At 48.9% G+C, this 10,441-nt stretch carries 9 protein-coding genes; 7 read left to right on the plus strand and 2 right to left on the minus strand.

The features are described 5' to 3' along the window. The first annotated feature begins 3 nt into the window (after positions 1 to 3). The 6 genes from cmr6 (at position 4) to EHV15_RS12725 (ending at position 7,258) form a co-directional block, all read left to right on the plus strand. Positions 4 to 768, plus strand: a complete 765-nt coding sequence (gene cmr6, locus EHV15_RS12700) for a type III-B CRISPR module RAMP protein Cmr6 (protein ID WP_128631530.1) — start codon at positions 4 to 6, stop codon at positions 766 to 768. Then, a complete protein-coding gene (locus EHV15_RS12705; RefSeq protein ID WP_246061512.1) occupies positions 765 to 1,715 on the plus strand; it encodes a DUF6602 domain-containing protein in 951 nt (316 codons plus the stop codon). Before cmr6 ends, EHV15_RS12705 begins: the two co-directional genes overlap by 4 nt. Positions 1,716 to 3,553: 1,838 nt before the next feature. After that, positions 3,554 to 4,993 carry a serine hydrolase gene (locus tag EHV15_RS12710; protein ID WP_128631531.1) on the plus strand — a complete coding sequence of 480 codons (1,440 nt, stop codon included), beginning with the start codon at positions 3,554 to 3,556 and terminating at the stop codon, positions 4,991 to 4,993. Between the two features lie 18 nt (positions 4,994 to 5,011). Beyond that, entirely contained in the window at positions 5,012 to 5,569 is a 558-nt protein-coding gene (locus tag EHV15_RS12715; protein ID WP_128631532.1) for a helix-turn-helix domain-containing protein, read from the plus strand. Between the two features lie 46 nt (positions 5,570 to 5,615). Then, positions 5,616 to 6,197 carry a helix-turn-helix domain-containing protein gene (locus tag EHV15_RS37005; RefSeq protein WP_281281721.1) on the plus strand — a complete coding sequence of 194 codons (582 nt, stop codon included), beginning with the start codon at positions 5,616 to 5,618 and terminating at the stop codon, positions 6,195 to 6,197. Beyond that, positions 6,194 to 7,258: a mandelate racemase/muconate lactonizing enzyme family protein gene (locus tag EHV15_RS12725; RefSeq protein ID WP_128631534.1), complete on the plus strand. Its 1,065-nt coding sequence runs from the start codon at positions 6,194 to 6,196 to the stop codon at positions 7,256 to 7,258. Before EHV15_RS37005 ends, EHV15_RS12725 begins: the two co-directional genes overlap by 4 nt. 96 nt (positions 7,259 to 7,354) lie before the next feature. Here the strand turns inward: EHV15_RS12725 and EHV15_RS12730 are convergent, their stop codons facing one another. Then, positions 7,355 to 7,534 carry a hypothetical protein gene (locus EHV15_RS12730; RefSeq protein WP_128631535.1) on the minus strand — a complete coding sequence of 60 codons (180 nt, stop codon included), beginning with the start codon at positions 7,532 to 7,534 and terminating at the stop codon, positions 7,355 to 7,357. Between the two features lie 150 nt (positions 7,535 to 7,684). Here EHV15_RS12730 and EHV15_RS12735 point away from each other — a divergent pair, with 150 nt between their 5' ends. Continuing rightward, a complete protein-coding gene (locus EHV15_RS12735) occupies positions 7,685 to 9,361 on the plus strand; it encodes an SWIM zinc finger family protein (protein WP_128631536.1) in 1,677 nt (558 codons plus the stop codon). 177 nt (positions 9,362 to 9,538) lie between these two features. Here the strand turns inward: EHV15_RS12735 and EHV15_RS12740 are convergent, their stop codons facing one another. Beyond that, positions 9,539 to 10,288 carry an MBL fold metallo-hydrolase gene (locus EHV15_RS12740; RefSeq protein ID WP_128635311.1) on the minus strand — a complete coding sequence of 250 codons (750 nt, stop codon included), beginning with the start codon at positions 10,286 to 10,288 and terminating at the stop codon, positions 9,539 to 9,541. Between the last annotated feature and the right edge of the window lie 153 nt (positions 10,289 to 10,441).

The raw sequence follows: 10,441 nt of genomic DNA on the forward strand, positions 1-10,441 counted from the left end.
GCCATGAATCTGCACCAGGTGTTGAACAAATATCGGGGTTCGCAAAAGAGCTCCAACCTTAGAACGATCGTGGATAGAAACGGGGAGGCAAAGGATGCTTTTTACGACCGGATTGTGAGAGAATATGAGACTTATTGGACTGATTCAATCGATTGGTATAAGGAACTGTACCTACGGCACTATCATGGAATGGCCGGGCGACATAGACCTTTCTTAGTCTCCAGCAAGTCGCCCTGCATCATCGGCCAGGGGCAGAAAACTGTACTGGAAACAGGTATGGCGCTGCACAAGACTTATGGCGTGCCGTATATTCCGGGAACAGCGATCAAGGGCTTGACTGCTCATTACTGCCACCTGCGTCTTGGGACGGAGCGCTCGTCATTTCGGATGGACGGCGACAGCTACAAGGTGTTGTTTGGTACGCAACAGGAAGCGGGTTTTATCCGGTTTTTCGATGCGCTTCCAACGCCCGAAACGGTTCATAAGGCCCTCTTGCCGGATGTAATGACACCTCATCATCAAGCATATAACAGCCTGTCGGGCGGTGCGCCGGGCGACGACGATTCGCTGGTCCCCGTTCCGTTTCTCTCGGTAATGGCCGATTTCAATATCATGTTGTTTTGTGAGACGGACCATGAGGAAGCCGATTCGTGGCTGGAGATCGCGGAGCAGCTCGTGGTCCGGGCCCTGGAACAGGAGGGTATCGGTGGGAAGACGAACGCCGGATTTGGAAGAATGACTTTGAAACAAAGCGAGGTTAAAGGATGAGCAAAGAAGGCAAAAGCAAAGAAACCGCAGATACACGCGGACAAAAGGCTATTCGGCACATCGTAAACAACTACGCGGAACTGGAAGCTTCGATTGTCAGCCAGTTAAGTTTTCAGAGCCAGCATCCGGGAACGTCAGGCGGCTACCGGGAAGAGGTATGGAAGAGCATGTTCGAGCAATTGATTCCGAAGAAGTTTTCCATCGCCCGCTCCGTTTTTATCATCGATTCCGCCGGATGGGTATCCAACGAAGTCGATTTGGCCATTTACGATGAGCAATACACGCCCTATATTTTTCGGCACGGCACCTTAAAATATATTCCGATTGAAGCAGTTGCCGTTGTGGTGGAATGTAAAAGTCAAAATCCGGCTCCTGGAGCGCTAGAGGACTGGCTGGAAGGAATCAGGGGGCTTAAAACGTCCCAAAGATCCGTTGCCAGAATGAATCATGACGTTATTTTTGGCGATGACCTGACAGCATTTCGTACACAGACTTCAACGCGTCCGCTTCGGATATTGTGTCATACCAGCGAATCCGAACTGAAGATTCCGGACGGTTTTGATATTATTATTCACCCTAAGGAGAAGCGCTTGACTGTTGCGTTGACTTCCGCTCTGCAGCATTTGGAATATTGGTATAATGAATTAAACCACAACGAAGAGAAATATGAGGATTATCGTAAAGCATTTGTGTGGTACAAGACAAAGGATTCTGGAGAAACAAGTGAAGAGCAGGCAGCGGAAGCACAGGAAAAAAAGAAGCAGTACGATTTGCAGAATTACCGAGTACTCGTCAACCTGGATAGCAAGAGCGAGGAAAAAGAAGAAATCTCGCTACTCTCACTAACGTTTCAACTGAATCAGATTTTGATGCTGATTAATAACCCCATGTTATTCCCGCATAAAGCTTACGTGGATATGTTTAACGAAAAATATGCGGCGAAGTAGCCTTGGAACATCAACGGGATAGTAATCGATCGGCTGGCAAAAGTGAACCATAAAGGTGGTGCGAACCCCAAGCTCACATAAAATCCCTGGGGCATTCGCACCCCTTGCCCGGAGCGGGATTCCGGGATTTTTCGCCAATCCTTACCCCATTTATTAATCATAACAATGGGGATTCGCACTAAAGCGCTTTCAATCTCTTATTGGATGCTGGGTTGAAATGATCGCCGTCGCTCCCTATGCGGGAGCGTGGATTGAAAGCGTTCGTCCAAAGCGTCACCAACACGACAGAGAGCGTCGCTCCCTATGCGGGAGCGTGGATTGAAAGGTTCAGCGTCTTGGCGGCAATGACGGCGTTATGAAGTCGCTCCCTATGCGGGAGCGTGGATTGAAAGAAGTGGTTACGCTAATATCGAATACGGGCGTAACAAGTCGCTCCCTATGCGGGAGCGTGGATTGAAAGTTCAATGATTTTTTGCAGCTTAGTTGGATAATCAGTGTCGCTCCCTATGCGGGAGCGTGGATTGAAAGAGCGAGGCTGACAGCATGGCCCGCAAAGACGTGACCGAAGTCGCTCCCTATGCGGGAGCGTGGATTGAAAGTAACGCAATTCCTGCGCGAAAACGCCGCAGCCGTGTCGCTCCCTTTGCGGGAGCGTGGATTGAAAGAAAACGGCCGTTTTCCGAGCTATGCAGAGTATTGTCGCTCCCTATGCGGGAGCGTGGATTGAAAGCCCGCGGCGGCAGTAAAGTCAATGGACCCTCGAGTCACTCCCCTATGCGGGAGCGTGGATTGAAAGATTATCCGTGAGGGTTTGGGGAAATTCTGCGAAACAATCGCTCCCTATGCGGAAGCGTGGATTGAAAGGTTACGGTCATGATCCGTTTATAAAGGATATAACTCGCTCCCTATGCGGGAGCGTGGATTGAAAGTCCAGAAGATCCACAAGCTGACAGGCCGCTTCAGTCGCTCCCTTTGTGGGAGCGTGGATTGAAAGATCTTTGCGGTGTAAAAATGGATATCGGAGGTAAGGTCGCTCCCTTTGCGGGAGCGTGGAATGAAAGCCTCCAGTGTAGAGCCGCCGCCAGATTGTATATGTCGTTCCCTTACGAGGAACCAGAATGGGATTTACTTGCCCAAGAAAGAAAAAGACTCGATAACTGGGTAAGTAAGATCGAGCCCATAGGTTAATTTTGTACACATGAAGGAGAACTAGCTTATCTACTGTCCAAAAATTCTGTTGAGAACTTCTGGACAGTGAGTTTTTTTGCGTCAAAACGAGGAATTATCATTTTCGTTTAAATTTAAAAGGGAGAATTACGACTTAACCTAAAAATCGGTGTTTGTCTCACCGGTTAGCCTCGAATGATCAATCTATCCTGAATATTTTCTACGCTAACGGTTGTCATCGCGCTTATTCGGCCGAAAATCGGGTGATTTCTTTTCTAAGGGTTGTATATGCGCTTATTTGGACGAAACAGCCCCTTTACCGCCGAAAAATAGGAAATAAGGCTCGCTGGCAACCGTTACATTTTGCAAACCCCCGTTTTAGCCTAAATAGCGTCGCTCACAACCGTTAGAATCGCGATCTTCTACGCTTTCGCACCTAGTCCCCCTGGATGCCACCCCGGTATGCCCGCCCGCCTGTTCCTCGGTACGCCCGCCCGTTCTGCGGCTAGAGAAAGTCGATCTATTAATATAAAAATAAAAAATCTCATATTTATATTTACAATTAATATTAATCATTTAAAATGGTACTTATAACTTCTAAGCTCGACTAGCCGGGTTTCGAAAATAAGGCGGTAACCCACCGAATTTACTTAATCGATAGGAGGGATCACATGAGCGATCAAATCTTAAACGGTCTTCATGAGACCATCGAAAAGGCGATGTCCGACTTGAACGTTCCCGGTGCTCAGGTAGCGATCATCAAGGATGGGGAGGTCATTTATTCCGAGGCGTTTGGGTACGCAAACCTGGATGAGAACATTCCGATGACCAAGGAACACTTGTTGCCGATCGGCTCTTCCAGTAAGTCGTTTACGGCGACAGCCGCCGCGATTCTGGCCCATGAAGGGAAGCTGAAACTGGATGCGCCGATCCGGACGTATATGCCGGAATTCAAACTGTCCGATCCATTAGGCTCCATACAGGCCACTACGCGGGATCTGCTGTGTCACAGAACCGGAGTCCCGAGGCATGAACTCATGTGGTTCAATTGGGATGATTTGAAGCGTCAAGACTTGGCGGTCAACCGTATCCGTCATTTGAAGAACAATATCCCGTTCAGAAGCGGCTTTCAGTACCAAAATCATATGTATGCGGCCGTGGGATACTTAATCGAAAAAATCAGCGGCATGACCTGGGAAAAATTCGTAGAGGAGAGAATTTTCTCGCCTCTGGGTATCCAAGAATACAGCTTCCGTATTCCGTATCCGGATCAGAACGGCAAGTACGCCAGATTGTATACGCCGGACGAAAATGGCGTCAACAAGGAAAACGTCCCATTAGTGATCGATGCTATGGGGCCGGCCGGTTCCATCAATACAACGATCGATGAATTGGCGAAATGGGTTGCTTTTAACCTAAACGGCGGCAAAGCGGGAGAGCAGCCATTAATCGATACGGCTCTGTTTAAAGAACTTCATAAACCGAACATCCCGTATCAGATCTTGCCTTTTGAATTTCCGGAGCGCGTCACGATCGGTTATGCGCTGGGGTGGACGGTCGATTTGTTCCGGGGGCGCAAAGTGGTGGATCACGGGGGAAATGTAAACGGGGGCTCCGCCTTAATTTCCTTTATGCCGGATGACCGTATCGGCTGCGCTGTCCTCACCAATGCGAACAGTAATTTGTTTACGACGGCGTTATCCATGGAAATATATGACCGGTATCTTGGACACGCAGGCGAGAAGGACTGGTTCACGGCATATCAAGACGGCATGAATACCTTGTTGGCCGCCATGAAGGGACAACTTCGCGCAATTTACGGTACGAAAATCGAAGGCAAACCCTACAGCCACGACTTGGAAGAATACGCGGGAGAGTATACGAACCCCGGCTACGGCGATATTCACATCACGGTAAAAGGCGACGCGCTGCATATGCAATTCCATAACAATTCCATGGATGTGAAACACCTTCATTACGATATTTTCACGTTTGAGCTGCTCGGCGGCCCGCATCCCGTTTCATTCGCTACGGGCGTGGACGGCCGGATCACCTCGCTAAGCATCCCGTTCGAATTTACGGTGGAGCCGATCCTGTTCACAAGAAAATAAACAAAAAGGACTCACTTTATGTTAGGAGATATACTGCGAGAAGCGAGAAAACAGAAAAATCTCACCTTAGCGGAACTGGCGAAGCGGATTGGGGTTACCACGGGGTATCTGTCCAACCTGGAAAACAACCGGCAGGAACCTTCTTTTCCGGTGCTGAGGGAGCTTTCCGAGGAGCTGGACATCCCGGCCCCCCTGTTGTTTGCCGAAGAGCCCGACGAAGAGGTGATCGTGGTTCGCAAAAACGAGCGGGCAACGATCAAATTCCTGAACCTGCCCAGGGAGTGCGAAGTGTTGACGCCGCTGGCCTGGAGAAGCACCCAACCTCCGGAAATCGAGGTGCTTCGTTTGGAGATTCCTCCCCATGAACGGATTTCCACCGAGGATTTATCCACGGATACGGACGAAGGCATCTATATCCTGGAGGGACAGCTTGAGTATCGATATGGAAATGACAGCGTACGGATCGAAACAGGGGGAAGCATTTTTATTCCCAGGAAAACCGGGCATTATCTTTTTAATCCGGGCGAGGATCCGGCGACCATTCTATGGATTGTCAAGTCCACGATAGGGGGTTAGCGCCATCGGCAGCAAGGAAGTTTCATTTAAGCTAAAGGGTGAAAAAATCAGGGATTTAAGGCGGGAGCAAGGGCTGTCTTCCACGGCTCTGGCCGATTTGGCCGGCGTCACGCCCGCTTATATTTCGCAAATTGAGCGCAATTTGGCGGAACCCTCTCTGTCCGTCCTTAGAAAACTCGCCAGGACGCTGAACGTCGAGCTGTTGTTTCTATTGGAATATGAAGTGCCGGCGGATGTTTTTATCGCGGCGGGGGAAGGGGCGGCAGAGCTGACTTTTCCGCAGGCGCATGCCACATATCAACTGATGTCGCCGGTCCGGTTGAAGAATGGCGAGAAGCCGGATATGTCGTTCATGCTGGTGAAGATTGAAGCAGGTAAGACGGACTATGATGAAATGGTGACCCATGATTTTGTGGAATTTTGCTATGTTCTCGAAGGGTGCATCGAATACCGGACGGATAAACGGACCTATCGCCTGGAAGCAGGGGACAGCCTTTATATGAAGAAAAATGTCCCCCATCTGGTGTATAACCCCGGTACAAAAGAGGCCAAGGTTTTTGCCGTGCTCGGAAACATGCATCCCCATTGGCAAAATAATGAACAGGGAGGAGATCGCATAATTCGATGAAAATCAAAGAGATTACGGCGAAAAAACTGAAGCTTGAATTGCGGCAGCCGGTCGTCATTGCCCTGGGCACCATTGATTATAGCGAAACTGTCATCGTCAAGATTGAAACGGATGAAGGTCTTGTCGGATACGGAGAAGGAAGCGGCGCCACATTTGTGACCGGGGAGTCGGCCGACACGATCGCAGGCGCGGTTCTCCTTTTGAAACAGGCATTAATCGGACTGGACCCGTTCAGCATTGATTCTATTCACCATTTGATGGATAAAACGCTGGTACATAATGCCGCCGCCAAGGCCGCCATCGATATTGCCCTTTACGATATTATGGGCCAATATGCAAAGCTGCCGTTGTATCGCCTGCTCGGCGGAATGGCCAAGCAAATGGAGACGGACAGGACCATCGGCATCGGCGCTCCGGAAGACATGGCCAAGGAAGCGGTCCGATTGGCGGAACAAGGATTCCGCCATATCAAGATCAAGGCGGGTTTGAATCCGGAGGACGATATTGAAGCGGTCCGGCGGATCAGGGAAGCGGTCGGCGGGGCCATCCGTTTGAAAGTGGACGCCAATCAAGGCTGGTCCGCCGGCGATGCGCTTCGCGTCATTCACCGCTATGCCGAATATGGCGTGGAGGCGGTAGAACAGCCGGTTCCCCATTGGGACATCGACGGGCTTAGCTATGTCCGCTCGAAATCGCCTTTGAAAATCATGGCCGATGAAAGCTGTTTTTCTCCGCAGGATGCGATCAAGCTGGTGAAAAAAGAGGCGGTGGATCTCATCAATATTAAATTGATGAAATGCGGCGGCCTTTATCGAGCGTTGCAAATCAACTCCATCGCGGAAGCAAGCGGAATAAAGTGCATGCTTGGCTGTATGATGGAGAGCCGGATCGGGATTGCGGCAGGCGCGGCTTTGGTGGCATCCAGACCGAACTTCCTCTATGGAGACTTAGACAGTTTTATGTATTTTAAAGAAAACGAAAAGATCCGGGGAGGCTTCACCTGCGACGGACCTTATATAACCTTGTCGGATGAATATGGTTTAGGGATTAAAGTGGATTGAGCCAAAAACCCGAACGATGTCTATTGCACAACGTTCGGGTTTTTTCGTCTTCGGAAATTTTCCTTCATTTGGATTGACCCGCCCGGAAAATACTCTTTAACCTTTTTCGATCAGTTCGAGCTTTTCGAGGATTTTCACGGTCGTCATCGCCGACAACCGGACAGCCAATTCCACGCTGGCTTTGGAAATGCCTTCGCTTTCCAAGGCTTCGCGGTTGGTCGAGAGCACTTCGCTCATCACTTCGTCAACAAGCTTATGTACGATTGTTTTTTCCATGATCGCACCCCCTTTCAATTCGAGCATTTTCGAGCCATCTCCTATAAATTTCGACAAAAGATAGTTTTTTCCTTCCATGACTCTATCGTGAGAATTCGTGTGCTATATTAGAAATAAACCATCTATCGAAGGAAAACGAGGGAATTGCGGATGAATATCAACCATTTCGAGAACGACATAGCCGAAGCGGTTTTAACTAAGGGTTACGATTACTACATAGATGACCGTGTTGTTGACGTCTATCACCAAGGGGATCGGGAATTTATTTGTCAGGTGGAAGGAAGCGACGATTACGAGGTCGTCGTCAAGCTTGGCGAGAACGGGGACATCCTCTATTCCCATTGTGATTGCCCTTATTCTTACGGTCCTATTTGCAAGCACAAAGTGGCGGCTTACTATGAACTGTTGGATATGTTAAGCAGTGAGGAAGAGGAGCGTAACGAAACGGAGCAACCGGGGACGGAAAGGCAGCCGGTGTTGAAAGAGGTGCTCGATCAGCTTCCCAAGGAAGAATTGGTCGGGATTATCATGGAAGTTGCCCGGGGGGATGCGATGCTAAGAAATTCCCTTTTGGTCAAATATGCCAAAGGGGGCGACAAACAGGAACTGGAGAATTGCCGGAAGCTGATCCAAGCTATCGTCAGAAAATATACGGGCCGGGACGGCTTCATCACGTATGGGGAAACCTATAATTTTGCGCAAGAGATGAGTGAAATACTAGAGAAAGCAAGAGAGACGGATAACCTCCCGCTGGCTTTGGATATCGCCCTTTTGTTACTGGAAGAAACCATGGAAGCTTTTGAGTATGCCGATGATTCGGACGGGGACATCGGCGTTTTGGCGGATGAAGCGCTGGAACTGATTGGGGAAATCGCCGGGGAAAGTCACGATCTGGATGCGGATGGGCGAGAGCGGGTATTTAATAAGTTGATCGATCGGATCGATGGCGGGTTCTTCGGGAGTTGGGATGATTACCAAAACGGACTGTTTGAAATATGCGCCGGTTTTGCCGACGTTGAAGCGTTCAGAAGCAGGCTGAGAGCGCAGATCGAACACTTGATCCGCCAAAATGCCGACAACGAGTACAAGAAATACAGTAATGAAAGTTTGTTACGCATATTGTTTGGGATCATACAGGAATACGGCACACCTGAAGAAAGCGAACATTTTATCACGGAAAATCTCCGGTTCCCCTTTTTCCGGGAATGGTATATGCACAAGTTCATGGAGGCGGGGGACTTTCATAAAGTCGTGGACTTGGCTTTGGAGGGTGAAGCTCAAGACGAAGCCTCCCCGGGCCTCGTTTTCCAATGGAAAAAAATCAGATATGACGCCTATACACAACTATCGCTAAAGAAAGAACAGATAAAACTGGCCAAAGAGCTGCTGCTGGATGGACATTTTGAATATTACATCTTGCTGAAACAATTGGCTGGTGGAGATAAGGAAATGTTTTATCGTCAATTGAAGCAAGAGTTGAAAGAGCAAAATGGCTGGCGCGGCGAAAGGTTGTACCTTAAGCTGGTTGAAGCGGAAAACGATCTGGACGGACTCGTGGAGTATGTAAGGCAGCATCCGGACGAAATTGAAACCTATGCCGGCCGGTTGGCAGAGCGGTTTAAGGACGAGGTGCTAATGTTGTATCAAGAGCATATCCGTTCGTCGGCGAAAGCTTCGTCCACCCGAAAACATTACCGGAACGTATGCGGCATTCTTGCGAGATACAAAAAGATAGCGGGCGAAACCCATCAACAACAAATGGTCGATGAATTAATGACATTATATAGCGGAAGACCAGCCTTTTTGGCGGAGTTGAGTAAAATCTAATGCGAGCTGCAAGCCGATATGGTCGGGGGGCAGATTGCAAGTTGTTGTGACCTGGTACAACGTTCTGATTGGAAATATCCAATAGATTGTGAACTTGTTGGTGAATGCAACGGCTTGATTGAAATTTTCCAATAGAATAGGCTCGACAGGCTGCAAAACAGGGAGGTTGAGCGAATTCTATTGGATTTTTCCTATGTACTTATTTTCCTTCGAACGGTCCAGTACGCGGGCATTTCCTTGCGACGGGAGGAAATAGAGACATAAAATTCCGCTATTTCTCTCAAATGGGTGGGTATCGCTGAAATAACGACACTTTAAGTTCTTATGTTTTTGTTGGAGTTTTCTCGGGTAGCCTAGTTTCTGTATGGGCGTATCTTTGTACAGCAAATCCCCCGTAAAAAGATACCCGCTGAAAACATCGCGAATGCTAATATGTCCCGGAGAGTGGCCGGGAGTATGAAAAATGGCCAGCTTGCGGTTCCCTAAGTCCAGCGTGTCCCCATCCCGCAAAGTGCCGGAAGGTATACCGGTAAAAGGGACATACGTGTCGGGATTAAACGATCGCGGAGCAGGGCGGCTGATATCGCGCCTCACATCTTTACGGATGACCTCGATCGGCAGTCCCGGAATGCCGTGAACCAGCCAGTCGCGTTCGGCTTCGTGTACCAAAATGCAATCGAACTCGCCATGGCTCCCGATATGATCCCAATGGACATGCGTCGTGATGACAACGATCGGCAAGCGGGTCAGCTCATCCGTAATTCTTTTAATATTGTCTATGCCTAGTCCCGTATCTATAAGGGCGGCTTTGTTTTCACCGATCAGCAAAAAAGAGTGGACCTTCTCCCAATGGCCGTATTCACTAATGGCGTAGGTGCGGGTATCAATCATTTCTACGGTAAACCAGGCATCGTCAACTAAGCCCATCATCTATTCCCCTCTCGCCAAACTTCAAATCTACTTTTAAACCATATTATACCTTTACCTTATCGAAGCGAACAATGAAATCAACAAAAAACAACAAAAAACAACATTGGCAATCCCAATATTTCGTTGACAACAAAAAAACATGGGGATACG

Source organism: Paenibacillus oralis, assembly GCF_003863965.1.
In the GTDB taxonomy this organism is placed as follows: domain Bacteria; phylum Bacillota; class Bacilli; order Paenibacillales; family Paenibacillaceae; genus Fontibacillus; species Fontibacillus oralis.

Bases quoted from the DNA above. Each gene is read 5' to 3' on its own strand.
- cmr6 (WP_128631530.1), top strand. From the start codon at position 4: ATGAATCTGCACCAGGTGTTGAACAAATATCGGGGTTCGCAAAAGAGC.
- EHV15_RS12705 (WP_246061512.1), top strand. From the start codon at position 765: ATGAGCAAAGAAGGCAAAAGCAAAGAAACCGCAGATACACGCGGACAA.
- EHV15_RS12710 (WP_128631531.1), top strand. From the start codon at position 3,554: ATGAGCGATCAAATCTTAAACGGTCTTCATGAGACCATCGAAAAGGCG.
- EHV15_RS12715 (WP_128631532.1), top strand. From the start codon at position 5,012: ATGTTAGGAGATATACTGCGAGAAGCGAGAAAACAGAAAAATCTCACC.
- EHV15_RS12725 (WP_128631534.1), top strand. From the start codon at position 6,194: ATGAAAATCAAAGAGATTACGGCGAAAAAACTGAAGCTTGAATTGCGG.
- EHV15_RS12730 (WP_128631535.1), bottom strand. From the start codon at position 7,534: ATGGAAAAAACAATCGTACATAAGCTTGTTGACGAAGTGATGAGCGAA.
- EHV15_RS12735 (WP_128631536.1), top strand. From the start codon at position 7,685: ATGAATATCAACCATTTCGAGAACGACATAGCCGAAGCGGTTTTAACT.
- EHV15_RS12740 (WP_128635311.1), bottom strand. From the start codon at position 10,288: ATGGGCTTAGTTGACGATGCCTGGTTTACCGTAGAAATGATTGATACC.